Here is a 22,656-nt window from a genome sequence, read left to right as displayed (position 1 = left end):
ACTCATGAATAGTAAAATTCAGTATTAGAAGCTCTCGTCGAAGCTAACAGCTCCAGAAACTCCAACTTGGTAAGCTGAAACTCGTCTTTCGAAGAAATTCGCTAACTCTTGCATGTCTTGTAATTCCATGAAAGCGAAAGGATTTTTCGTGTTGTAACGAGCTGGAATATTCAAGCTTTCTAGACGTTGATCTGCGATATACTCTAAGTATTGGCGCATATCATTTAAAGAAAGACCTGCGATACCATTTGTTAGTAAATCTTCAGCGAAAGTCATTTCGCAATCGATTGCATCTTCTAACATTTGAACAATCATATCTTCCATTTGTTCATTGAAGATTGTTGGGTCTTCTTTACGAACAGTTTCGATAACTTTCATCGCGAATGCCATATGCATGCTTTCGTCACGGAAAACCCAGTTTGTTCCAGATGCTAAACCAGCAAGAAGACCTTTAGATCTTAAGAAGTAAACGTATGCAAAAGCAGCGAAGAAGAACATACCTTCGATACAAGTTGCAAAGCAGATCAAGTTCATTAAGAACTTACGTTTGTCTTCAGGGCTTCTGATTTCATTAATCTCGTTGATTGAGTCCATCCATTTGAAGCAGAAGTCTGCTTTTTTCTTAATAGATGGGATGTTTTCAACTGCAGAGAAAGCTTTGGCGCGTTCGTCTGGGTGTGGAATGTAGCTATCTAATAAAGTTAGATAAAATTGTACGTGTAACGCTTCTTCGTAAAGCTGACGGCTTAAATAAAGGCGCGCTTCCGGAGAGTTAATATGTTTGTACAAGTTCAGAACTAAATTGTTAGCAACAATAGAGTCACCTGTGGCGAAAAAAGCTACTAGACGATGAATCAAGTGCTTTTCTGCATCAGTCATTTTTGAGTTCAAGTCTACAAGGTCAGTTGAGAAATCAACTTCATCAACTGTCCATGTATTTTTAATTCCGTTTTTATACATTTCGAAAAAAATCGGATACTTCATTGGTCTTAATGTTAAGTCAAACCCTGGATCTAAAATCATTTTCCCCTCCGAAAACAAATTTATTTAATTTATTGGCACGCTTCGCAAGCTTCTGGATTCTCTAAACTACAAGCAATCACTTCGGCATCTGTGTACTCTTTTTTAGGAGCTTCAGTTGCTGCTGGTGTTTTCTTTACTGTAGTTTTCGCGATCGATGTAGCTGGACGCGAGCGTAAGTAATAAGTCGTTTTTAAACCTTTTTTCCATGCATACATGTACATAGAAGAAAGCTTTCCGATAGTTGGTGATTCCATGAAAAGATTCAAAGATTGTGATTGGTCGATGAACGCCCCACGATCAGCGGCCATATCAATCAATGATTTCATTGGAACTTCCCAAACTGTACGATAAAGGTCTTTTAGATCTTGCGGGATAATAGCAACATCTTGAATAGAACCTTCATTCATTTTAATTTCATTTCTAACATCTTCGTTCCACAAACCTTTAGCTTTCAAATCACTTACTAAGTAGCGATTGATTTGCAAGAACTCACCAGAAAGAGTTTCTCTTTTGAATAGATTTGAAACTTGAGGTTCAGTTGCTTCATAGCAACCAACAATTGATGCGATAGTTGCTGTTGGAGCAATTGCAATCATCAATGAGTTTCTTAAACCATGCTTCAACATTCTTGCACGTAAAGCTTCCCAGCGAGCCGTGTCTGTTGGTTTAACGCCCCACAATTCAAACTGGAACGCACCTTGTGCTGCACGTGTTTCAGAGAAATTGGGGTGAGCACCGAACTCCTCAGCTAAATCAACACTTGCTGTTAAAGCGTGGAAGTAGATCTCTTCTTGAATCTGAGCTGAAAGTTTTTGTGCAGCAGCAGAGTCAAAAGGAAGTTTAAGTTGGAAGAAAGCATCTTGAAGACCCATCAAACCTAGACCAACGGGTCTCCAGCGATTGTTTGAAGACGCTGCAGAGTTAATTGGATAGAAATTGATATCAACAACGCGATCTAAAAATTTCAAAGCAGTTTTAACTGTTTTTGCTAATTTTTCGAAATCAAATTGTCCATTAACAATGTGACGACCAAGATTTACTGAACCCAAGTTACATACTGCAGTTTCGTCTTTAGAAGTAACTTCTAAGATTTCTGTGCATAGATTTGAAAGATGGATTACATTTTCAGGGCGACCAGTCTGATTTGACTTCATATTAGAAGCGTCTTTGTACGTCATCCAACCATTACCAGTTTGTGCCAATGTTTTCATCATACGTGAATAAAGATCACGAGCTGGCACTTGCTTGTAATAAAGTTTTTTGTCTTCAGCTTCTACATAAGCCTGTTCGAATTCAGCTCCGAAAAGGTCTGTGAAATGAGGAACTACGCGCGGATCAAATAAAGACCACTGAGCATCAGCTTCAACGCGCTTCATGAATAAGTCTGGAATCCAGTTAGCGATATTGATGTTATGTGTACGTTTAGCTTCGTCGCCTGTGTTATCTCTTAGTTCTAGGAACTCTTCGATATCTGCATGCCATGATTCTAAGTAAACACAAGCGGCACCTTTACGTTTTCCACCTTGATTTACTGCGGCTACAGATGAATCTAAAGTTTTTAACCAAGGAACGATCCCATTAGAGTGACCATTTGTACCTTTGATTAAAGAACCACGAGAGCGAATGCGGTGATAAGCTAGACCGATACCGCCAGCGAATTTAGATAACAAAGCCACATCAGTGTATTTGTCATAGATAGATCTTAAATCATCTTCAGGAGAGTCTAATAAATAACATGAGCTCATTTGAGGTCTCATTGTACCTGAGTTAAAAAGGGTAGGGGTCGATGGTAAATAATCGTGAGACGAGATCAATTTATAGAACTCGATAGCTTCTGTTGGGTTTGTAGAAAGACCACAAGCTACACGCATAAAGAAGTATTGTGGTGTCTCAAAAACCTGACGAGAAGTTGGGTTTTTCAAAAGATAACGATCATAGATTGTTCTTAAGCCGAAATACTCAAAACGATCTGTTTTGTAGTGTTCGATAGCTGCACATAACTCTGTTTTGTGTTGCATAACAAAGTCATAAGTCGTTTGTGATAATAGGCCATTGCTGAAGCCGAATTGGATAGAGTCAGCAAAAGAACCGATTTTTTGAGACTTAACTTCTTCTTCAACATAAGTGGCTAATAGACGAGCCGCTAATCTTGAATACTCAGGGTCTTCGCCAATCAGTAAAGATGCTGTTTGGATGCAAAGATTATCTAGTTCTTTAGTAGTAGCGCCATCATATAGACCGCTGATAGCTTTAGTCGCCACGCGAAGAGGATCAACTTGAACTAAACCTTGGCAGCAACGATTAACGCGTTCTACGATCTTAGTTACATCGACTGGCTCTAGTGTGCCATCGCGTTTTTTTACACGCATAATATGAGGAGAAGTTGTTCCTCCGTCTGCGCCGAATCCCATTGATGTCATTTGATCACGTTTAAGAATGTCCATTGCCCCTCCGTTAATGGTTTTGTCCTTTTGAGACAAAAATTCCCTGCAAGGTTCCCCCTCAGAAACCTCGAAAAGTCTAAAGTCTAGTTATCATTTATTTAAAATATTTAAGTTGACCGTCCTGGTCGTGCGTCTTATCGCGACCTCTTAACCTCACCACTATATCTAGTGTCTGTAGTATCGAAATCACCAATCAGGCGCTATATCTTGTATTCAAGACTGTATGTTTTTTTCTAAAGTTGCAAAGAAAAAAAATAAAAAAATTTTCACCTAGCCCAAAAATAAAGCATGTGGTCTTTTGAAAAATGAAATTATTAAGCCCTAAGTCCTGTAATTCGTTTCCCTCGGAAAAACGCTAAAATTTTGATATTTTTTAAGTCAGAATTTCACTTTTTTTCAATAGCTAGGTGCAAAAAACCCGATTTCTTACATTATCTGTTATGTGCTAATTGTTCGCTCAACTCGCAGACTCATTTGATGAAATAAGATGCGATCTACATCATTCTGCGCAACTAGTTTGCAACCTTGGTAAGTCTTTTCTTGTCGTAAAAAATCGACAATGGCTTGGTGTGGACCCATTTTATCCCGTGTCCATTGAGGTGCTACAAGCTCATCCCATCTAGAGGCATAGGCTGCCAGTCTGTGAACGGCTATTCGCGGATGAAGATAGGATAAGAACAACTGAACTTTTCTTTGATACTCATCTAACTCTAATGGAATAAAGTTACCTTCGTTATACCACTCTTCAAGAGCTGTGTTTTTCAAGACGTGCATATTGTGTAATTTGACATTGGTAATAGGCAAATCGTTGCAGATGCGTGCAGTTTCGATGATTTCGGCATCCGTTTCATTCGGAGAGCCAAAAATCAAATGAATCCCAAGATCCACAGAGGTCTTTTCTGAAATTTTAGTGATGGCTTTTAAAGAGTCCTGAGCCGTGTGTCCTCTGCGCATAAACTCTAAGTGCGGGTTGAAAAAGCTCTGCACTCCGAGTTCTACGGCAACGAAGCTTTTTTGGCAGTACTCTTGCCAAAGTTGTAAAACGGCTTCAGAGAGGCAATCTGGGCGCGTACCAAGAACAAATCCACTGACATAGGGGTATTTTAAGGCTGTTTCAAAGTTGTGCCTAAGGGCAGGAATTTTCGTAAACGTGTTTGTATAGGCCTGAAAATAAACAAGGTATTTATTGGCTTTATATTTTTTTGAAATCAAATCGTGGTATTTTTCAATTTGCTGATCGAGGCTCATCTGGAAAGACTCTTCACGAGCAGCAGAACCCCAGACATCGCAGAAACTGCATGTTTTCATACCCTTTAAGCCCATTCTATTAGGGCAATCATCCACAACACTGACTGGAATTTTATATACTTTTTCGTTAAAAATTCGTCTAAAGTGCTCTGAAATTGAATGATAGGGGAGTCCGCTCCAGCCTTTTTCCATTTGGCTCCTTTTCAGAGGTCATTTATAGAATGAAGAATAGATTTGAGCAAATGAGATTTACAGTAGAATCCACAAATGATGGTAGTCCTACTTTGCGGCTGCCAGATCAGGGTGAAAGCATGCATCACTCTGGCGGAGCCGCCAGTGAAACCTTTTATATCTATAAATCCGTCATACAGGAGGCCAGTCAGCTACTAGAGCGCTCTAAAACCTGCGTGGTAGGTCTTGGACTTGGGTATATAGAAATATCATGGGCCCAAGTTATTCCCAATACAGAGGCGCATAGCTTGGTTTCATTTGAAATAGAGGAATCACTACGTCAAAACTTCATGTCGTGGCTAGAGCTTCCGACAGACGCTTTAGAACACACTCTTTACGATGATATTTATCAATCGCTAAAGGAGTTTGGCATCAGTGCTCCTCAAATTCAGGTAAAACAGCATCTGAAGCAAAACTTTCAGCTTAACCCCATCGAGCATGATCTCAGAGATTTTGTAAGTCCGTCTAAACCACTGCGCTGGAATATAGTTTGTTACGATGCCTTCAGTAGTAAAACGAATCAGGATTTGTGGACGGAAGATTTTTTGCAAAAATTTATCGACAATCATTGCGAAGAGGACTGTGTATTTACAACCTATGCTTGTACAGGGATTCTTAAGAGAGTACTGGTGTCTCGTGGATTTGAATTTGTTAAGCGTACGCGATTTAAAGGAAAGAGCGACTCCACATTGGCATTAAGAGGCAAGCTTAAGGCGTATTTGCCGAATTTTTACCAAACTTCTTGATGTAATCGATAATGGCCGTCTTAGCTTCGTCTGTCAGCTGAGAAAATTTCAAACCAACATAACCATCTTGGCCTGCATAAATAACTTCGGCTTTTACTTGAACAGGTTGGAAAAAGTGTGGACTTGAAATTTGACCTTCGACTTCGTCACCAATTTGAAGATCGAAGTTCTCGGTAAATCCCATTCCACCTTGGCTGATAGTGATCACACGATAAGAGACATCTTCGCTTTTATTCGATTTTCCAGCAAATTGCGCTAGAATGGGAACACGTGCTTGTTTTCGTCTAGAAAGACCGAGTTTTTCGACGATATCAGCAAATACGTAGACCTCTTTCCACTCTTTACTTTTAGGATCTTGAATAGAGATCGCCGAGACATCTGGCTGTTTGGCAATAAAAGTTAAGAGTTCTTCTTTCGACATCAGGGGCTGATCTACATAGTTCAGTTGAACACGGTAGAATTCCCCTTCGGTAAAGCTTTGCCCAAATGTTTTTTCAAAAAGGTCGCCATCGCCGTCTTGCTCTGCAGGTTTACTAACTCCAGATTTGGCTCCAAGTAAAGAGTTGCGCTGATCTTCGATGGTCCATTCATTGGCTTTCACCCATTGAGAAAAGCCTTTTCTCCAGACCATAGCTGAGTGAGCGATTTCGTCATTTAGTCCACTTACGGTATTTTCAAAGTCGCTTTGGTTAAGCGGTCCTTGAATCTGTCCATGTAGTTGAATAAACCATTTAGCGTCGCTCATGTTGCCGTCCTTATGATTCCAAAAAGAATTGCTCTATCTGAGACTTTGAGTCCATAGCATCATTGTAGCCCATTTCTATAGCTTTGCGACAAAAATGCGGGTCAAAAAGTAAATAACTTAAAATTTCACTGGCTTCATCTAAAGATCCAAACGCCGAGATCGTCATACGAATTAGACGAGGCAATCTGTGTGCGTGCTGACGTGCGATTTCTCCGAGATCTTGAGACGGAGAAATACAAAGAGCCGGAATTTTCTTGAAACCTTTATTCTGCGTTCCACTGTAACCTGTCAGGTCGATTAACTGATTAATTCTTTGAATGCGCTGAACATCTTGTTCAACTGAATCTAACAAAACTGCATTCAGTAAAGTATTGAAGATGCTGATGATACTGGGTTTGTGTGTGTCAGCCACATTTTTATCTGCACGAGCTGCAGTTTCCGCATGAAGTTGGGTGCGTACTCCAACAACGAATAATTTATCTGCGCCCATACGGATAGCAGGTGAGCAGGGAGTATTATTACGAACACATCCATCGCCATAGTATTGTGAACCAATGCGGATAGCAGGGAATAGCATCGGAATAGCAGCAGAGGCCATAATATGATCTGAATTGATTTCAGATAACTGGGCAATTCGACGGCTTTCTTTCCATGTCAGTTTAGAGCTGCTGCTTTGTATGAAGCTTGTGGCCGCACCACTGTTGTAATTGTTGCTTGTGATGATCAGCGACTCTAGATTTCCTGAATCGATATTTCGCTTAATGCCTGAAAAATCACAGTGAGCATTCAGCAACTGGTTGAGTGGAGCTGTATCTAATAGGGCATCGAAGCCTTTAGAGCCACTGCCGAAAAGCCCCAGAGAAAGACGATTAACCGAGAGCAAATCTGTTTTAAAAACCTGATCTGGAGTCATCTGTGACCAGAGGAAAGTCATTCTTTCGATAGCATTGGAAAAGGACTCCAGCTCGCTGGCTAGTTTAACGCTGTTAATAGCGCCGGCGCTGACTCCTGAGATGATTTGAAAAGGACTTTTTTTCTTTTCAGGTAAAATTTCGGATAGTCCTTTAAGGACCCCGGCTTGATAGGCCCCACGAGCACCTCCACCGGATAAAATCAAAGCTGTTTTGTGACTCATAATGAAATACTAAGAAGAGGCACTTTCCTCTGTCAAATAAACTTCGATGCTGTGACGTTTTAGTCGAGGTTCTCAGAGTGAGACATCGAGCTGATTTTCTCATTTTGAGAACACTATTGAAATAACTCATGAATTCAATTTTATGAAATCGTAACTTTTGGCCTCTAATTTGAACAATAAAGAATTAAAGAGAGTTATTAGTAAGGGAGAAACTATGTTGTCGACTAGAAACTATATTCAAAGCAGCTTAAAAGTTTTGGTTTTAGCCGCAGTTGTAGTGTTGTCAGTGAGTTCTTGTTCGAAAAAACCTAGTGGAATTAGAGCTGAAGTCAAAACGCAAAAGAATGACTTAAATGCTTCAACATCAGCACAGGCAGAAGCACAAGCAGCCAGCTTGAATGCTAACTACACTGTATTAACTGTATCAGTTCCCAACCAAACGACATCGGGTCATACAGTTAATGTTGAGCTACAAACTCCAGATGGAAAAGTGTTGCCAGTAACAACCCAGCACGAAAATGGCTATTTGGACTCACAAGGCAATTACACGGATAGCAGCCGAGGTGTGCTGGTGAATGTGCAGGCCCGTTGTTCGTCAGATAACTGTTATAAGTATATTGTTATGGTAACGGCTTTAAGAAATAACCAAATGGTTTTTCAGTCAGTGGCTTTGTCTTATAAAGATGACTGTAAGTTCTATTCAGTTTCGTCGAGTGCAAATGCGGGTAGTTTTTATCGCAGCATTACAGAGGCGGATAATATGATACCTCGTCAATATCCATCGGCTGTTCCACAGAATGATTGCGCTGGAAACTAGGTTTCTTTTAAACGGCTGCTATTCAGCAGCCGCACCATTATCAACATTATTAGTTAAAGCAGTTCCGGCAGGAAGAAGTGGAAGTGGGTCAATAGGCCCATTTAAACGTCTGATCTCGAAATGTAGATGTGGTCCAGAAGAGCGGCCTGTATTCCCCAAGGCACCAATGACTTCACCTTGTTTGATACGTTTACCTTCATAGACTAGAATTTTATCTAAGTGAGCATACAATGTAGCCCAATTCCCACCATCACGTGGGTCCACAGATTCGAGCATGACCATTTTGCCGTAGCCATTAAATCCAGAGCCTGTATAGATAACAACGGCGTCATGTGAAGCTAATACAGCTGAACCACGAGTTGCTGCTAAATCAATTCCTCTATGCGGACGGCGACGTCTTTTAGTGCCTCTTGGTAAATAACCGCGAGTCATTCGCGCTTCCCAAACAGGCCAGTCAAACATAGGTTTTAAGCGCTGTGAACTGGGGATAGAGTTTTTATTTTGAATTTTGATAGAGTTGTTATCTCGGTCAACAAGTACTTGGCTTTCTTCATCGTCAGAAACAGCTGTTTCTCGAACAGCGCTTTTGTTATTGCCGCTACGATCTGCGCTGTGTACGCAAGATACCAAAGAAAGAGTGCTTGCTAAAGCGCCGAGGATTAGTAAATAGGAAAACTTTGACATAGTTCTTTTACCTCTCCTTTAACTTTATTTTTGATTTCAGTGTTGTCGGAATTTTTAAGTACTTGGCTGATCCAAGCTGCAATCTTTTTCATTTCAGGCTCTTTCATACCACGGGTAGTAAGAGCGGGAGTTCCTATTCTGATACCGCTAGTAACGAACGGAGAGCGCTTTTCATTAGGAACAGTGTTTTTGTTAACTGTAATTCCAGCTTCATCCAAGACAGCTTCAGCGACTTTTCCGGTTAATGTAGCAAAGCTTTCAGAGCTTTGGCTTAAATCAATTAACATCAAGTGGTTGTCGGTTCCACCTGTTACTAATGCAAATCCCAAAGATTTCAACTCTTCAGCTAGAGCCTTCGCATTGCGTACGACTTGTTCGATGTAGGTTTTAAATTCAGGTTGAAGAGCTTCACCAAAAGCGACGGCTTTGCCGGCAATGACGTGTTCTAGCGGTCCGCCCTGAATACCAGGAAAGATACGCGAGTTCATAGCTTTAGCTTTTTCTTCAGAGTTTGTCAGAATAAGTCCACCGCGTGGACCTCTTAACGTTTTATGTGTCGTCGAGGTGATATAGTCAGCGTAAGGAACCGGTGATTCATGGTGGCCCGTAGCGACAAGTCCTGCAAAGTGAGCCATATCCACTAATAGATCGGCTCCGACTTCGTTGGCGATTTCACGAAATTTGGCAAAATCTAAAAAGCGAGGATAGGCACTGTAGCCCGCGATAATTAAGCGAGGTTTTACCTCTAATGCTGTTTTGCGAATAGTGTCGTAGTTGATAAGTCCTGTGGCTTCATCCAGCTTATAAGAAGCGGCTTTGAAAAGTAATCCACTGAAGTTAACTGGACTGCCATGGGTCAGGTGACCTCCATGGGATAGATCCATTCCTAAAATAGTTTCACCAGCTTTGACCGCAGCTAAGTAAACAGCCATGTTAGCTTGAGAACCTGAATGGGGCTGAACGTTAGCGAAACTCACATTGAAGAGTTTTTTTACTCGCTCGATAGCTAAGGTTTCAATTCCATCAACATAATGGCATCCACCATAATAGCGTTTGTTCGGATAACCTTCAGCATACTTGTTAGTTAAAACAGAGCCTTGAGCTTGCATAACGGCTTTTGATGTGTAGTTCTCTGATGCGATCATTTCGAGGCCATCGCTTTGTCTGATAGTCTCTTTTTGAATAAGGTCAAAAATCTCAGAGTCTTGCTGCAATGAGTGATTCGTGATGTTCATTCTTTTATTATGTAGTCAGAGCCCCGACTTTAGCAACACGAGTTTGGTGTCTTCCCTGTAAAAAATGTGTTTTTTTAAAGGTATTTATCCATTGTAATGCGGATTCTAAGTCGCAGAAGCGTGAACCAATGCAAATGATGTTTGCATTGTTGTGCTCACGTGAAAGACGTGAAATTTCATCGTTATAAACAAGAGCGGCACGAACATGAGAGAATTTATTCGCTCGCAAAGCCATTCCTTGTCCTGAGCCACAGATAAGGATACCAAACTCAGAAAGTTCTGATTCTTGTTCTGAACTGGCTTTTAATTTTTTACAGACGCGATCCGCATAATCAGGATAATCAACAGAATCCAAGGAGTGGGTCCCGAAGTCTTCGACATCGTTGTTTGCAGATTTTAATGCGCTTACGATCTGTTCTTTTAATTCAAAGCCAGCGTGATCAGAAGCTACTAAAATCTTCATTTAACCCTCGTATTTCGAGAAAACCAGACATGAATTTGTGCCACCAAAACCAAAAGAATTATTCAAGACGTGTTTGATTTTACCATCACGAGCCGTATTAGCTACGTAATCTAAATCACACTCTGGGCTTGGATTTTTCAAGTTGATTGTTGGAGCTACTTTTTGATCTTGTATAGACATAATACAGAAAGCGGATTCAATCGCACCTGCAGCACCTAATAAGTGGCCTGTCATAGATTTCGTAGATGAAATCCAAATGTCTTTTGCGTGATCACCCATAACTTTTTTTACAGCGTTAGATTCTAAAGGATCACCAACTGGTGTACTTGTTCCGTGGGCATTCACATACTGAATATCTGAAGGATTCAGTTGAGCATCTTTTAAGGCTACTTTCATTGCTGAAACGAAACCAGCTCCATCGGGATCTGGTGATGTGATATGGTAGGCATCTGAAGAGGCGCCATAACCAGAAATTTCACATAAAATATTAGCTCCACGACGAGTCGCAGACTCAAGAGATTCCAATATAAAAATAGCAGCGCCTTCACCTAAAACAAAACCATCGCGGTCTTTATCCCATGGACGGGAAGCTTCGGATGGGGATTCATTGCGAGTGGATAATGCGCGCATATTGCTAAATCCGGCAATAGCCATTGGAGATACAGTGGACTCAGAGCCACCAGCAACAACGCTATCAAGAAGTCCAAAGCGGATATAGTTATAGGCTTCACCTAATGCATGAACGCCAGAGGCGCATGCTGAAGTCAGAGTGAAGTTGGGGCCTTTGATTCCATAGGTCATCGACACCCAGCCCGGAGCTAGATTGGCAATACACGATGGAATAAAAAATGGGGAAACGCGAGACGGACCTTTTTCAACAAGCTTAAGGTGCTGCTCTTCAATTACAGGAAGACCGCCGAGACCTGAACCGATGAAAACACCAGTTGTTTCTGCATTGTCTTCCGTAATTTTTAGACCTGATTGATCAAAAGCCATTTTAGTAGCGGCCAACGAATACTGAATAAAAAGATCCATTTTCTTTTGTTCTTTTTTATCGATGTACTGATCTGCAGGAAAGTTTTTTACTTCCCCAGCAAATTTCACATCGAACTTTTCAGTATCGAATTTGGTGATGTTGGCGATACCTGACTGACCATTTAAGGCCGCTTGCCAAGAGTCTTGTAAACTATTGCCCAAGGGCGAGATAGCTCCAACACCAGTGATAACCACTCTCTTTTGACCATTCGGTCTAACAAAGGAAGTCGCCAAAGACTAAACTTTTCCTTTTGAGCTCAAGTAAGATTGAACATCGTTTACAGTTTTTAGTTTTTCAGCATCTTCATCAGGAATTTCTAAGTCAAATTCCTCTTCCATAGCCATAACTAATTCAACGATATCAAGACTGTCAGCGCCTAAATCATCGATAAAAGATGCTTCTGCTTTTACTTTCTCTGGGTCTACTCCAAGTTGTTCAACGATAATATCTTTTACTTTTGTGTTGATTGACATTGATGTCTCCTTTTATTTGTATTTTTAAAGTTATATTCTATTTTTTATTTAATTCAAATGTCTAGCTCAATACATCCCACCATTTACATGCAGGGTTTGACCCGTAATGTAAGAGGCCTCATCGCTTAACAAAAAGGCAACGGCAGATGCTATCTCAGATGGTTCACCGGCTCTTTGTAAGGGGATTTTCTCAGTCATGGCTTTTAATTGATCTTCAGTAAGTGCGTCCGTCATATCACTTTTGATATAGCCAGGAGCAATGCAGTTGGCTCTAATTCCGCGTGAAGCTAACTCTAAAGCCACTGACTTTGTGAACGATTCAAGGCCGCCTTTACTAGCTGCATAGTTCGTTTGACCTGCATTACCAGTCGAGCCAATAACAGATGATATATTTACAAAGCTGCCTTTGCGGGCTTTCAACATGTGTTTGCTAAAGGCTTTAGTCACGGCGAATGCACCAGTTAAATTCGTTTGAATCACCTGCGTAAAATCCTCGGTCTTCATACGCAAAAGCAATTGGTCTTTCGTGATTCCAGCATTATTAACGACGCCATCAACTTGAGTCCATTGGGAATATAATTGTGCGACTGTGTTTTCGACAGCTTCCGTATTTGAAATATCGAGTTGGAAACAAAGGTGTCCATCGCCTTTAAGAGACTTTAATAACTCTTGGGCTTTAGCTTCATTCGTAGAGTAGGTGAATGCAACCTGAGCTCCGAGGTCAGAGAGCTTTTTTACTATGCCTGCTCCGATACCTCGGCTACCACCTGTAACGAAAATTTTTTTGCCAGTTAAATTCATCATATTTATGGCTCAAGGTTGTACGAACTAGAGTGATAGCTCAAGTGATAAATGCAAATTTTCGCATTGAGTAAATACCTCGGTAAATAGCTACTTAGATAGGCCTTCGATTGCCTTGAGGTCATCCATGCTTGAGGTTGAATAAACTTTAAAAAAATCACCATCGATTTTCTTTAAAAGGCCCTTCAAAACAGCTCCATGACCGACTTCAAAACAGACATTGCCACCTAAAGATTTCAGAGTCTGCATGCTTTGAGTCCATTTTACAGGAGCTGAAACCTGTGCAATCAAATTTTCTTTTAGTTTGGCCGCGTCGGTTTCGCTTTGCGCATGAACGTTCTGAATAATAGGAATCTGCGCATTCTTAACCTCTGTAGAAAGGAAGAATTCTGCCATTTTTTCTTGAGCCGGCTTCATCATTTCACAGTGAAAAGGTGCCGAAACTTGTAATGGAATCAATTTCGCACGACGAGCTTCACCGGGTAAGATATCGGCCTTAAAATTAGTTTTAAGCCAATCCAAAGTTTTCATATTTCCACTGATAACAATTTGTCCGTCACAGTTGTAGTTGGCTGGCGATAGGGGGCCAGAACCTGAGTTTTTCACCGCCCAATCACAAAGGAACTGAGCCTGCTCTTCGTTCAGTCCTAAAGTGGCCGTCATGCCGCCTTGGCCAACAGGCACAGCAGACTGCATGGCTTGACCACGCAAGCGAACAGCGCGAACAGCATCTGAAAAAATTAAAGATTGAGATAACACAAAGCTGGCGTATTCACCGATCGAGTGACCTGCTGTGATCGTCGGTTTGACCCCAAGGTCCTGAGTGAGCACTCGAGCGGTAGCTGTTGAGACAGTTAATAGGGCTGGCTGTGTATTTTCAGTGAGTGCTAACTCTTCGACGGAAGAGTTAAAGCAAAGCTTTTTTAAATCTAAAGAGATGGCATCCGAGGCTTCTTCAAATGTACGGCGTGCAATTTCGAAGTTTTCAAATAAAAACGCACCCATGTTAGGGGCTTGACTGCCTTGTCCTGGAAATAGAAAAGCATTCATTCGATCCTCCCTGTTTTAGAAAGATTTTATATTAGAATCTGAGTAGTGCCGAGCCTGATGTTAAACCAGCTCCGAAAGCAGTTAGCATGATAAGTTGACCACGTTTAATGCGGCCATCACGATAAGCCATGTCGAAAGCTATTGGAATCGAAGCGGCTGATGTATTACCTGTTTCGTGTACACTGGAAATGATTTTATCCATTGGGAAATCAAAGTAGTTAGAAACAGCTTCTGTAATACGCAAGTTAGCTTGATGTGGAACAATCCAATCGAGGTCAGATACTTTTGTAGCGGTAGCTTCAAGAGCTTCATTACAGCAAGAGGCCATGGCGCGAGTTGCGTTTTTGAAGATTTCTTTTCCCTTCATACGCATAAAACCACGTCCGTTGGTTGCTGTCTCGGCATTGTAGGGCTCTAATGCGCCGCCTGCTGGGACCCACAATAAATCATAAAGTGAACCTTCAGCGTGAGTATGAGAAGTCATAACGACGTTCTTGTCGGATTCATCGGCACGGGTGATAACAAAAGCACCAGCTCCATCGCCAAATAAAATACAAGTCTCGCGATCTTGATAGTTCATCATGCGAGTTAAAGTTTCGGCTCCGACAATGAGGATGTTTTTGTAAACACCTGTTTTAATAAATTGGTCGGCGATATGTAGGCTGTATACGAAACCAGAGCAAGCCGCATTCAGATCGAATGCCATGATATTTTTGGCGCCTAATTTAGATTGAACTAAGCAGGCTGTGGCCGGCATTTTATAGTCGCCAGATAAAGTCGCGACGATAATAAGATCGAGTTGATCCACAGATATTTTTGCATCTTCTAAGGCTCTTTGAGCTGCGCGCACGCACATATCAGACGTACCATCGCCATCAGCGATGACGTGACGTCTTTCAATTCCTGTACGTTGAACAATCCAGTCATGTGAGGTCTCAACCATCTTTTCAAGATCGTGATTGGTTAAAACCTTTTCAGGTAAGAATGATCCTACGCCAGCTACTTTAGAGCGATGCATATCTGTGTACTTCTGTCGAATTACTTAGATTTAGCAGCGCTGATTTGTTTGCCTTTGTAATAAAGAGCACCGTCAGCAGCTTTAAAAGCGCGATGTGGACGAACTAATTCTCCAGATTTTTTATCAATAGCCATTGCTGGCGCTTCTAAACCATCGTGTGAACGTCTCATGTCGCGGCGCGACTTAGATGTCTTCTTCTTAGGTGTTGGCATGTTATCCTCCGCAAAAGGTTTTATTTATCCTTCAAACTTCTCTTAAAATCAATAGGCTTAATCTATTTTTATACCTTTTAGCGCACTAAAAGGGTTTGGCTTCTGTTCTTCGCCCATTTTCTCATCATAAATGAAAGCCTTATTATTTTCAGGTTGCAGGCAATCATCGCAAAAAGGATTAAAAGGGACTTCTAAAGCAATAGCTTCGTGTAAGAACTCGCCTAAATCAAACTGCTGTTTGCTGTATTCCGTCACAGAAACTTCCTCGTCGGCATCTGTCACATGGTGGCTAGCAGACTTGGCGTACTTTCCTGTGCGCCCTTGCTCTTGAGTGGGGATTAAAATCTCACGAATCGTTTTTTCTACACCAAAATTGAAATCTTGACCGCACCGAGAGCATTGTTCGTGGGTTTTTGTTGAAACCTGACCATTTACTGTGAAATCACGACTATTAAGGGGTCTGATATCCAAACTGATCTTATAATCATTTTGGCTAATCAGATCTTCTAGGGTTCCATTAAGCTCTGCTGTTTCGCGATTAAGGCTGTATTGTCTGCCATCTTCTGGGATTTCATTTAGTTTAATTTTCATAGCGGAAAGAAGCTACAGCATAGGGCTTTTTTGGTCAAAGAAATAACCAATCAAGGAAAGAACTGAGAATTTCTTACTAGGCCCAATCGTAGTTAAAACTCACGCTAATACGTGGCTGCTTGCTTTGGTTCATAGGCACTTCATGTTTGAGCCAACTTTCGAATAAAACAACATCCCCAGCCTTTGGAGCGAGACTGAAAAAACGCTGTAATTCCTTAGCTGCTTTGGGTTTTACAAGCGGAGAGTTCATAAATGAAACGAGCCGAGGGTCCTCGAATTTAATAGCGCTTGCGCGTGGAGGAATAGAAACATAGTAAGTGCCGCTGACGACTGAATGCGGATGAATATGGGCGGTGTGTAAGGCCCCAGCGGGCATAATATTGACCCAGAAAGAATTCATTCGAAGACTCTTTTTCGGTAAGTCATAACCCAAGGCCTGAGTGAATTTATGAACATGTAAATCTATTCGCTTTTCAAGATTGGCAAATGTAGAGGACATCTGCTGAAGTTGGTCCCAAGAGCCGTAAGAGGTGTAGCCATTTGGATAGTGACTTGAAGACCACTTTTTCCCCTCAATATCGGCGTTTTGAATCTGATAAATTTCTTGTTCTAAGTCTTTTAAATCAGTTTTGATTTTCGCTTGATAAACCTGTGTTACGAATAATTTGTGCATGCCTTGATTTAGCGCAAACAGACAGTGTTTGTCATGGTCAGATTTTGCTCAAAAACGCTATTTTTTGCAGTTTCATCTCGGTAGACTTTAGGTTATAAGCTTCGCATGCAAACAATTTCTATCCTTATAAGTGTTTTATGGTTATCGAGTGTGGCTTTTGCGAGCTTAGATTTTGGTTTGTTGATCAAGCAACAAATACAAGTGCAGCAAGAAACTCATGAAAAAATGAGTGAAGAGCTGGATCTGAATAATCGAGAAGAAGTTCGTGAAAAAGTGACAGTATCTTTACCGAATATTCCGGTGGTTGCCGTTACAACAACGACAGCAGTGCGCACGGATATCGAAAATAGTGCGCGCGTTGAGCAAAAAGAGTTTAACTTTCTAAATGAAGAACTAAAAATTGTTGAATAACGGAAGAGAGTTGGAAGGGAATTGTCATTTAGTATTCACTAGCTACTAAATGAGGCAGATTCTTTTCGCAAAGTGTAACAACTGGTGTTTTTCTGCAAAAAGACAGACCCTGTTGGCTATTATTTTCTAATCTAAAAAAGGAGAGCGTAATGGGACCATTTGAGTTGATTTCTAAACACGGGGACCACGAAGAGGTTGTTTTTTGTCATGATAAGAGCGTAGGTCTTAAAGCGATTATTGCTATCCATAACACATCGTTGGGGCCAGCTTTGGGCGGCACTCGCATGTGGAATTACAAATCTGAAGAAGAAGCGTTAGTGGATGTTTTACGTCTTTCTAAAGGTATGACTTACAAAGCTTCTGCTGCAGGATTGAATCTTGGTGGTGGTAAAGCTGTTATCATTGGTGATCCAAAGACGCAAAAATCTGAAGGACTTTTCAGAGCCTTTGGACAATATGTTAACTCATTAAATGGTAAATACATTACAGCTGAAGACGTAGGAACATGTGTTGATGACATGGAACATGTCTACATGGAAACACAGTGGGTAACTGGTATTCCTAAAGATTTCGGTGGATCGGGTGATCCATCACCATACACAGCTCATGGCGTATTAATGGGAATTAAAGCTGCTGCTCATGAAAAGTTTGGCACAGATTCTTTAAAAGGTATGCGTATTGCTGTTCAGGGATTAGGGAACGTAGGTTCAAATCTTGTGAAATATTTAACTGAAGAAGGCTCTAAAGTTATCGTCTCAGATATCGATCAAACTCGCGTGAAATATCACCATGATGTTTATAAAGTAGATGTGGTGTCTCCGGACCAAATTTTAGGAATTGAATGTGATATTCAGGCTCCTTGTGCTTTGGGTGCGATCGTTAACGATAAAACTATCGGTGAATTTAAATGTAAAGTTATCGCGGGTGGAGCTAACAACCAATTAGCTGAAGCTCGTCATGGCGATCAATTGCGTGAATTGGGTATTTTATATGCTCCAGACTACGTCGTTAATGCTGGCGGTTTGATGAACGTTTTCGTAGAGCTTGAAGGATATTCTCCAGAAAGAGCTTTTGAGAAAACAAGAAAAGTTTATGATAATGTTAAAAAAGTTATCGAAATTGCAAAGCGCGATAATATCGGAACTCACACAGCTGCTGATCGTGTTGCGGAAGAGCGTATTCAAACTATTGGTAAACTGAAACAAAAACATCCAGGTAAATCAAACCGCGCGTTCACGACTTTAAAAGAAGTTTACAACCGCTAATTATTTAAAGAGGAAACAATGAGCTTAGCTAACGTAGTAGAAAAACAATGGAAATTAATCCTTGGTGTAGTTGTGGTTGTTATTGTTGCGGTTGGGGCAGTTGCTTTAATCAGCTCTAATGCTGCAAAAAAAGAAAAAATGGCTCAAGAGAGCTATTTCATGGCAGAGAAAAAACTTGTTGATGTTAAAAGTCGTCAACAGCAAGGAACTCAAGCTGTTGCTGCTGACTACAGCTCAGTGAAAGCAGATTTTGAAAAGATCGTAAATGAATATGAAGGCTCGATTGCAGCGCAAATGGCTGGATTGCATTTAGCTCATATTCTTGTTTTAGAAAATAACGCAGCTCAAGCTCTAAGTACTTTGGAAAAAGTTGAAACGGGCTCTAAAAACCTGACAAACACACTAGTACAGCAACAAAAAGCTCAGCTTTTAGCTGATATGGGTAAATGCGAAGAAGCTATTCAGTCTTGGGAACAAGTGATCAAACGTAAAGAAGCTTCTTTCTTGCATGGTGAAAGCAAATTGCAGCAAGCGCTATGTTTAACAAAACTAAATCAACTTCAAAAGGCTGAGGAGATTTTAACTGGGTTGGCAAATGAAACTGTAAACCCAGACTTCGGCAACTCATCTGTACCAAAAGAAGCTGAAAAATATCTAAGATTAATCCAATTCAAAAAAGTAAGCGGAACATAATCCGAATGAAATTCTTTCGAGCCCTTACTTTCTGTAGTTCGATTTTTTTAGTGGGTTGTGTCTCGTCTTTAAAAGACAGGGTTGAACCTAACAAAGAATTTCGAGTTAATGCTTATTGGGCTCAAGATACTCTTGCTAAAGCCAATCATGCGTTCCGTAAAGTGAATCGTATGACTCCTGTTATCCATGAAAACCTGATTATTATCGGCAATGCTTATGATGGACTGGTGGCTTACGATAAAGAAACCAAATACGAAAAATGGCGTATTCCTATTGATTTAGGCGTAGAAGCTAGTGCTATTTCTGTCAGTGATTTTCTATTTATTGGATCAAATAACGGAAAAATGTATTCGATTGATCTGTCTAAAGGGGTAGAGGTTTGGGCTTTTGATACGAAGTCTGAAATTGTAGCCGAACCTCTTTTGCAGGATGGAATCCTTTACTTTGTATCTGGAAGTCAGTCTCTTTATGCATTAGACGCCTCGACTGGAAAACAATTGTGGGTTCATAATCGCCAAGAAACATCGAATATTATGACAGTTCGAGGTGGCTCAAAGCCTGCATTTAAAGATGGCTTGATCTACGCTGGCTTCAGCGATGGAACATTAGTGGCATTGAATGCTAAAACGGGGACTGAGCAATGGGAAGTATCCTTAAATCGCAATACCCGATTCAGAGATATTGATGCGAGCCCTGTTTTTGATGGCGATTTCATCTATATCAATAGCTACGATGATCATTTGTACTGTATTGCGAAGTCCGATGGTCAAATTATCTGGGAGTCTCCTATTGGGGGCTTCAGCACTCCTTTGGTTACATCAGAAGTGGTCTATGTCACCTCATCAAGAGGGGAGATCGCAGCTCTGGATAAGAAAAGCGGGCAGGAGAAGTGGAAATACTCTTCTAAAAATGGAATCCTGACCGATCCCCTCGCCTACGAGGATTTAATTGTTACAGGTGAATCCCGTGGTAAATTGTTGTTCTTACAAAAAGACAGCGGCGCTATCGTTAATTCATTTGAACCTGGCCGTGGTGTTTTCTCTAAACCGAGTTTAGAGGGCGATAGATTTTACTTCATATCTGGCGAAGGCAACATTTACGGACTAAAAGCTTATTATGATACGAAGTCTTCGATTTACTATTTAAAATAGAGGTCTTTTTATGATGAAATATATAGGTATTATTGGTCTTGCAGTGGTTTTACTGTTGAGTGCATGTTCAAATCAACCTTGTAGAATCGAAGATAGAACGGATATCGTGATGACTGGAAATGAAAAAGTCTCATCATCTAAGAAAGATCTCACTAAAAGAGTTTTTGTCTATAAGCCAGATGGATCTCTTCAATGTGGTATGGGAACTAAGATAGATTTGCAGGCTATGCGCAAAGAACTTGGAAATATCGAAGTTTTTTCTTCAGAAAATAAACATGATGGCATGATGCGAATCCAAGTTTGTGGCCAACCAACTGGATTGAGTAATGTCTATGAAATAGATGAAAAAGACCTAGCAGCCGCTACAAAACTAGGTTTCAACAAATGGATTGGGGACTGAGATATTTGGTGAATAAGCCAGATTTTCAGGTCCTTTTAAACATAGCCCAATACCTATTGTAACATAATATAACTTATCGGATATTTTGCGGGGTTAACCTGTCTGTGTATTTTGACTTCGAAACCTGTCTGCATACTGACATTTTTGACATAAATCTTCCACCAGTCGTCCATTTTCAAAGCCTGTTCTAATTCTTTTGGCCCGATCGGATTTCATAACTTCTGATAGAGTATTTTCATAGACATTGCCGATTTTAAGCAGACTTTCCTTGTCCAAACAGCACGGAACAACATCGCCGTTGGCATGGATGGCGAGCTGTTTACGAAGTCCGTAGCAACTTCCCTGTTCAGATCGTTTCATCTGACTGAGGTCGGGCCAGATAAATTCTGTATCGAAGTGCACGTATAATTTGTGCTGAATTTTCTTCGATTTATTCATCTTAATATCGACATTTTCGTTCAATTCGATACCGAAATGCCGATTCAAAACATCAAAGACTTGTAGGTTTTGATCTTTTTGCTGATTGGACTTAGCCAGATTCCAAAGTCGCAAATTAATGTAGAAATCCGTCTGCTTTTTTTCATGTTTTTCCAATGATTTATCGCAAAAATCTAATATGGGGGCTAAATAATCCTGAAGGGTTAATCGCGCTGGATTGGCAAAATAAGAATGTACTGAAAAATTGATCTGCTCGAGAGACTTCCAGTTCAGTAGCTTTTCAGAATGGCGTTTTAAAAGTGTTCCATTGGTCGTTAAAAAGATCTTAAGACCTAATTCATCACAGATATCCATGATTTCAGCGAACTGAGGATGGGCTAAAGGTTCACCCATTAAATGCAGGCAGATCTGTTTGGTTAAGGGTTTCGCTTGAGTAGCAAATTTACGAAAATCAGATGGAGCCAATATTTTTTTCTCTCGGATAACTTCCGGACAGAACTTACATTGCAAGTTACAGATATTGCTAATTTCGATGTAAAGTCTTTCAAACATTATGTTACAATACTATCACAATTTCTTAGCGATGATATTAATAACTGTCGGAGCTACAAAAAAAGATCCGGGACTCTTTTCAGCAGCCTGCCAATCAGCAAAGAAATCTTGAACTTGCTGTTCATTTAAATAACCTGACTTTTGAAGTCTCGGTAAAAAACTTCGATAGAAACTATCAGGCCATTGCCAGAATGGGTCTTGAGGTTGTGCAAACTTGGCCACGGGCTGTAAGTGCGTGACCTTAAAACCTACTTTTTCCAGTAGACTGGGCAAATGTTTTCCCCGATTTGGATCCCCGCCTTGAGCTTTCCAACTTTTAAAAATGGCATCAACAACTGGCTTCATCGATGGATAATCAGGAACAAGATCCATACTGTCATAGCTGACATATTCTTGCAGAATAAACTCAGATCCACTGGTTAAATGGCGATAAACTTGTTGGAAGGCTTTTTCTGGATTTTGAACAAAGATCATGAGCCAGCGGCAAAAAGCTGCGTCGAAATCAGTATCTTCTAAGTTAAGGTTTTCAATAAAGGATTTTTTAGCCTGCCCACGTGAGTCGAGTTTTTCTTCTTTAAGCTGATAATTCAAATAGTTAATAAAGTTATCTGAAATATCAATTGAGGTCATTTGCGCCTGCTGACGATTATATTTCAAGAGATCCAAACTGGTGTAGCCAGGGCCACATCCAAGATCTAATATCTTCTTTGCATCCCGCAAAGAGCTTTGATCCCAAAGTTTTAATAGTTCATCACGCCAAAGATCGTGTTGAAGCTTCAGTCTAGATAACTCTTCTTGATCATTACCTAGAACATACTCTTCGGACATAAATCACCTCTATTTACTTAAAATGGATAACTTATAGTTCAATCTTTTGATTCGTTTGAAAATGGTAGCAGATATCATCATTACCAGCAGAAGCACATGAACACGTACCTGAGGCATGCTTATCAAAAAAGAGGGAGCCGCCAGCACTGTTAAGACAAATGCTAAAGTTAATAAGGCTTTTTCACGTTCTATGGATTTTTTTAATTCGATTTTTTCCATGATTCAGACGATTTCTTCCAAAGATCTATTATATGATCACTTTTTTTGCAGTCGATCCCTATAAATTAATTCTT

The 22,656-nt window shown here is 40.6% G+C and carries 26 protein-coding genes; 7 read left to right on the top strand and 19 right to left on the bottom strand.

Going from position 1 to position 22,656, the window contains the following annotated elements:
• Nucleotides 1-24 precede the first annotated feature (24 nt).
• From A11Q_RS06710 to mnmL, 3 genes are all read right to left on the bottom strand, one after another.
• Entirely contained in the window at nucleotides 25-1,023 is a 999-nt protein-coding gene (locus tag A11Q_RS06710) for a ribonucleotide-diphosphate reductase subunit beta (RefSeq protein WP_015470040.1), read from the bottom strand.
• A gap of 29 nt (nucleotides 1,024-1,052) precedes the next feature.
• Nucleotides 1,053-3,467: a ribonucleoside-diphosphate reductase subunit alpha gene (locus tag A11Q_RS06705; protein ID WP_015470039.1), complete on the bottom strand. Its 2,415-nt coding sequence runs from the start codon at nucleotides 3,465-3,467 to the stop codon at nucleotides 1,053-1,055.
• A 438-nt stretch (nucleotides 3,468-3,905) separates the two neighbouring features.
• Complete coding sequence (mnmL, locus tag A11Q_RS06700) at nucleotides 3,906-4,907, bottom strand: tRNA modification radical SAM protein MnmL/YtqA (protein WP_015470038.1); 1,002 nt, start codon at nucleotides 4,905-4,907, stop codon at nucleotides 3,906-3,908.
• 29 nt (nucleotides 4,908-4,936) lie between these two features.
• Between mnmL and A11Q_RS06695 the strand changes: the two genes are divergently transcribed.
• On the top strand, nucleotides 4,937-5,692 hold the full coding sequence (locus A11Q_RS06695; protein WP_015470037.1) for an MnmC family methyltransferase: 756 nt from the start codon (nucleotides 4,937-4,939) through the stop codon (nucleotides 5,690-5,692).
• Here the strand turns inward: A11Q_RS06695 and A11Q_RS06690 are convergent.
• Complete coding sequence (locus A11Q_RS06690; protein ID WP_015470036.1) at nucleotides 5,655-6,437, bottom strand: PilZ domain-containing protein; 783 nt, start codon at nucleotides 6,435-6,437, stop codon at nucleotides 5,655-5,657. The two genes, A11Q_RS06695 and A11Q_RS06690, sit on opposite strands and share 38 nt — an antisense overlap.
• A gap of 10 nt (nucleotides 6,438-6,447) precedes the next feature.
• Entirely contained in the window at nucleotides 6,448-7,572 is a 1,125-nt protein-coding gene (locus A11Q_RS06685; RefSeq protein ID WP_015470035.1) for a patatin-like phospholipase family protein, read from the bottom strand.
• A gap of 214 nt (nucleotides 7,573-7,786) precedes the next feature.
• Between A11Q_RS06685 and A11Q_RS06680 the strand changes: the two genes are divergently transcribed.
• Complete coding sequence (locus tag A11Q_RS06680; protein ID WP_015470034.1) at nucleotides 7,787-8,389, top strand: hypothetical protein; 603 nt, start codon at nucleotides 7,787-7,789, stop codon at nucleotides 8,387-8,389.
• Between the two features lie 18 nt (nucleotides 8,390-8,407).
• Here the strand turns inward: A11Q_RS06680 and A11Q_RS13510 are convergent, their stop codons facing one another.
• The 11 genes from A11Q_RS13510 to A11Q_RS06625 form a co-directional block, all read right to left on the bottom strand.
• Nucleotides 8,408-9,073 carry a M23 family metallopeptidase gene (locus A11Q_RS13510; RefSeq protein ID WP_015470033.1) on the bottom strand — a complete coding sequence of 222 codons (666 nt, stop codon included), beginning with the start codon at nucleotides 9,071-9,073 and terminating at the stop codon, nucleotides 8,408-8,410.
• Complete coding sequence (gene glyA / locus A11Q_RS06670; RefSeq protein WP_015470032.1) at nucleotides 9,049-10,308, bottom strand: serine hydroxymethyltransferase; 1,260 nt, start codon at nucleotides 10,306-10,308, stop codon at nucleotides 9,049-9,051. Before glyA ends, A11Q_RS13510 begins: the two co-directional genes overlap by 25 nt.
• A gap of 7 nt (nucleotides 10,309-10,315) precedes the next feature.
• Entirely contained in the window at nucleotides 10,316-10,771 is a 456-nt protein-coding gene (rpiB, locus tag A11Q_RS06665) for a ribose 5-phosphate isomerase B (protein ID WP_015470031.1), read from the bottom strand.
• Nucleotides 10,772-12,040 (bottom strand): beta-ketoacyl-ACP synthase II, encoded by a 1,269-nt coding sequence (fabF, locus tag A11Q_RS06660; protein ID WP_015470030.1) that lies wholly within the window; start codon nucleotides 12,038-12,040, stop codon nucleotides 10,772-10,774.
• A gap of 3 nt (nucleotides 12,041-12,043) precedes the next feature.
• Nucleotides 12,044-12,280: an acyl carrier protein gene (gene acpP, locus A11Q_RS06655; protein WP_015470029.1), complete on the bottom strand. Its 237-nt coding sequence runs from the start codon at nucleotides 12,278-12,280 to the stop codon at nucleotides 12,044-12,046.
• A gap of 66 nt (nucleotides 12,281-12,346) precedes the next feature.
• The gene (fabG, locus tag A11Q_RS06650; protein WP_041575820.1) at nucleotides 12,347-13,081 is read right to left on the bottom strand and encodes a 3-oxoacyl-[acyl-carrier-protein] reductase; all 735 of its coding nucleotides are present in this window, start codon (nucleotides 13,079-13,081) and stop codon (nucleotides 12,347-12,349) included.
• Between the two features lie 90 nt (nucleotides 13,082-13,171).
• Entirely contained in the window at nucleotides 13,172-14,131 is a 960-nt protein-coding gene (gene fabD / locus A11Q_RS06645; protein WP_015470027.1) for an ACP S-malonyltransferase, read from the bottom strand.
• A gap of 31 nt (nucleotides 14,132-14,162) precedes the next feature.
• On the bottom strand, nucleotides 14,163-15,149 hold the full coding sequence (locus A11Q_RS06640) for a beta-ketoacyl-ACP synthase III (protein WP_015470026.1): 987 nt from the start codon (nucleotides 15,147-15,149) through the stop codon (nucleotides 14,163-14,165).
• Between the two features lie 20 nt (nucleotides 15,150-15,169).
• Nucleotides 15,170-15,361 (bottom strand): 50S ribosomal protein L32, encoded by a 192-nt coding sequence (rpmF, locus tag A11Q_RS06635; RefSeq protein ID WP_015470025.1) that lies wholly within the window; start codon nucleotides 15,359-15,361, stop codon nucleotides 15,170-15,172.
• Between the two features lie 57 nt (nucleotides 15,362-15,418).
• The gene (locus A11Q_RS06630) at nucleotides 15,419-15,952 is read right to left on the bottom strand and encodes a YceD family protein (RefSeq protein WP_015470024.1); all 534 of its coding nucleotides are present in this window, start codon (nucleotides 15,950-15,952) and stop codon (nucleotides 15,419-15,421) included.
• 76 nt (nucleotides 15,953-16,028) lie between these two features.
• Nucleotides 16,029-16,625: a TIGR02466 family protein gene (locus tag A11Q_RS06625; protein WP_015470023.1), complete on the bottom strand. Its 597-nt coding sequence runs from the start codon at nucleotides 16,623-16,625 to the stop codon at nucleotides 16,029-16,031.
• 105 nt (nucleotides 16,626-16,730) lie between these two features.
• Here A11Q_RS06625 and A11Q_RS06620 point away from each other — a divergent pair, with 105 nt between their 5' ends.
• From A11Q_RS06620 to A11Q_RS06600, 5 genes are all read left to right on the top strand, one after another.
• Nucleotides 16,731-17,036: a hypothetical protein gene (locus tag A11Q_RS06620; RefSeq protein ID WP_015470022.1), complete on the top strand. Its 306-nt coding sequence runs from the start codon at nucleotides 16,731-16,733 to the stop codon at nucleotides 17,034-17,036.
• A gap of 149 nt (nucleotides 17,037-17,185) precedes the next feature.
• Nucleotides 17,186-18,301, top strand: coding sequence for a Glu/Leu/Phe/Val family dehydrogenase (locus A11Q_RS06615; protein ID WP_015470021.1), 1,116 nt, complete (start codon nucleotides 17,186-17,188; stop codon nucleotides 18,299-18,301).
• An 18-nt stretch (nucleotides 18,302-18,319) separates the two neighbouring features.
• On the top strand, nucleotides 18,320-18,994 hold the full coding sequence (locus tag A11Q_RS06610; protein ID WP_015470020.1) for a tetratricopeptide repeat protein: 675 nt from the start codon (nucleotides 18,320-18,322) through the stop codon (nucleotides 18,992-18,994).
• 5 nt (nucleotides 18,995-18,999) lie between these two features.
• The gene (locus A11Q_RS06605) at nucleotides 19,000-20,145 is read left to right on the top strand and encodes an outer membrane protein assembly factor BamB family protein (RefSeq protein WP_015470019.1); all 1,146 of its coding nucleotides are present in this window, start codon (nucleotides 19,000-19,002) and stop codon (nucleotides 20,143-20,145) included.
• A gap of 10 nt (nucleotides 20,146-20,155) precedes the next feature.
• The gene (locus A11Q_RS06600; RefSeq protein WP_015470018.1) at nucleotides 20,156-20,545 is read left to right on the top strand and encodes a hypothetical protein; all 390 of its coding nucleotides are present in this window, start codon (nucleotides 20,156-20,158) and stop codon (nucleotides 20,543-20,545) included.
• A 93-nt stretch (nucleotides 20,546-20,638) separates the two neighbouring features.
• Here the strand turns inward: A11Q_RS06600 and A11Q_RS06595 are convergent, their stop codons facing one another.
• From A11Q_RS06595 to A11Q_RS06585, 3 genes are read right to left on the bottom strand one after another with little or no spacing between them, the layout of a single operon-like run.
• A complete protein-coding gene (locus A11Q_RS06595; protein ID WP_015470017.1) occupies nucleotides 20,639-21,535 on the bottom strand; it encodes a radical SAM/SPASM domain-containing protein in 897 nt (298 codons plus the stop codon).
• A gap of 15 nt (nucleotides 21,536-21,550) precedes the next feature.
• Nucleotides 21,551-22,363: a class I SAM-dependent methyltransferase gene (locus tag A11Q_RS06590; RefSeq protein ID WP_015470016.1), complete on the bottom strand. Its 813-nt coding sequence runs from the start codon at nucleotides 22,361-22,363 to the stop codon at nucleotides 21,551-21,553.
• Nucleotides 22,364-22,372: 9 nt separating this feature from the next.
• Nucleotides 22,373-22,582, bottom strand: coding sequence for a hypothetical protein (locus A11Q_RS06585; protein WP_015470015.1), 210 nt, complete (start codon nucleotides 22,580-22,582; stop codon nucleotides 22,373-22,375).
• Between the last annotated feature and the right edge of the window lie 74 nt (nucleotides 22,583-22,656).

The organism is Pseudobdellovibrio exovorus JSS (assembly GCF_000348725.1).
Lineage (GTDB): Bacteria > Bdellovibrionota > Bdellovibrionia > Bdellovibrionales > Bdellovibrionaceae > Pseudobdellovibrio > Pseudobdellovibrio exovorus.
This window is presented reverse-complemented; position numbering and strand designations above follow the sequence as displayed.

Excerpts from the sequence above, each read along its gene's own strand:
- A11Q_RS06710 (WP_015470040.1), bottom strand. The coding sequence starts at position 1,023 with ATGATTTTAGATCCAGGGTTTGACTTAACATTAAGACCAATGAAGTAT.
- A11Q_RS06705 (WP_015470039.1), bottom strand. The coding sequence starts at position 3,467 with ATGGACATTCTTAAACGTGATCAAATGACATCAATGGGATTCGGCGCA.
- mnmL (WP_015470038.1), bottom strand. The coding sequence starts at position 4,907 with ATGGAAAAAGGCTGGAGCGGACTCCCCTATCATTCAATTTCAGAGCAC.
- A11Q_RS06695 (WP_015470037.1), top strand. The coding sequence starts at position 4,937 with ATGAAGAATAGATTTGAGCAAATGAGATTTACAGTAGAATCCACAAAT.
- A11Q_RS06690 (WP_015470036.1), bottom strand. The coding sequence starts at position 6,437 with ATGAGCGACGCTAAATGGTTTATTCAACTACATGGACAGATTCAAGGA.
- A11Q_RS06685 (WP_015470035.1), bottom strand. The coding sequence starts at position 7,572 with ATGAGTCACAAAACAGCTTTGATTTTATCCGGTGGAGGTGCTCGTGGG.
- A11Q_RS06680 (WP_015470034.1), top strand. The coding sequence starts at position 7,787 with ATGTTGTCGACTAGAAACTATATTCAAAGCAGCTTAAAAGTTTTGGTT.
- A11Q_RS13510 (WP_015470033.1), bottom strand. The coding sequence starts at position 9,073 with ATGTCAAAGTTTTCCTATTTACTAATCCTCGGCGCTTTAGCAAGCACT.
- glyA (WP_015470032.1), bottom strand. The coding sequence starts at position 10,308 with ATGAACATCACGAATCACTCATTGCAGCAAGACTCTGAGATTTTTGAC.
- rpiB (WP_015470031.1), bottom strand. The coding sequence starts at position 10,771 with ATGAAGATTTTAGTAGCTTCTGATCACGCTGGCTTTGAATTAAAAGAA.
- acpP (WP_015470029.1), bottom strand. The coding sequence starts at position 12,280 with ATGTCAATCAACACAAAAGTAAAAGATATTATCGTTGAACAACTTGGA.
- fabG (WP_041575820.1), bottom strand. The coding sequence starts at position 13,081 with ATGAATTTAACTGGCAAAAAAATTTTCGTTACAGGTGGTAGCCGAGGT.
- fabD (WP_015470027.1), bottom strand. The coding sequence starts at position 14,131 with ATGAATGCTTTTCTATTTCCAGGACAAGGCAGTCAAGCCCCTAACATG.
- A11Q_RS06640 (WP_015470026.1), bottom strand. The coding sequence starts at position 15,149 with ATGCATCGCTCTAAAGTAGCTGGCGTAGGATCATTCTTACCTGAAAAG.
- rpmF (WP_015470025.1), bottom strand. The coding sequence starts at position 15,361 with ATGCCAACACCTAAGAAGAAGACATCTAAGTCGCGCCGCGACATGAGA.
- A11Q_RS06630 (WP_015470024.1), bottom strand. The coding sequence starts at position 15,952 with ATGAAAATTAAACTAAATGAAATCCCAGAAGATGGCAGACAATACAGC.
- A11Q_RS06625 (WP_015470023.1), bottom strand. The coding sequence starts at position 16,625 with ATGCACAAATTATTCGTAACACAGGTTTATCAAGCGAAAATCAAAACT.
- A11Q_RS06620 (WP_015470022.1), top strand. The coding sequence starts at position 16,731 with ATGCAAACAATTTCTATCCTTATAAGTGTTTTATGGTTATCGAGTGTG.
- A11Q_RS06615 (WP_015470021.1), top strand. The coding sequence starts at position 17,186 with ATGGGACCATTTGAGTTGATTTCTAAACACGGGGACCACGAAGAGGTT.
- A11Q_RS06610 (WP_015470020.1), top strand. The coding sequence starts at position 18,320 with ATGAGCTTAGCTAACGTAGTAGAAAAACAATGGAAATTAATCCTTGGT.
- A11Q_RS06605 (WP_015470019.1), top strand. The coding sequence starts at position 19,000 with ATGAAATTCTTTCGAGCCCTTACTTTCTGTAGTTCGATTTTTTTAGTG.
- A11Q_RS06600 (WP_015470018.1), top strand. The coding sequence starts at position 20,156 with ATGATGAAATATATAGGTATTATTGGTCTTGCAGTGGTTTTACTGTTG.
- A11Q_RS06595 (WP_015470017.1), bottom strand. The coding sequence starts at position 21,535 with ATGTTTGAAAGACTTTACATCGAAATTAGCAATATCTGTAACTTGCAA.
- A11Q_RS06590 (WP_015470016.1), bottom strand. The coding sequence starts at position 22,363 with ATGTCCGAAGAGTATGTTCTAGGTAATGATCAAGAAGAGTTATCTAGA.
- A11Q_RS06585 (WP_015470015.1), bottom strand. The coding sequence starts at position 22,582 with ATGGAAAAAATCGAATTAAAAAAATCCATAGAACGTGAAAAAGCCTTA.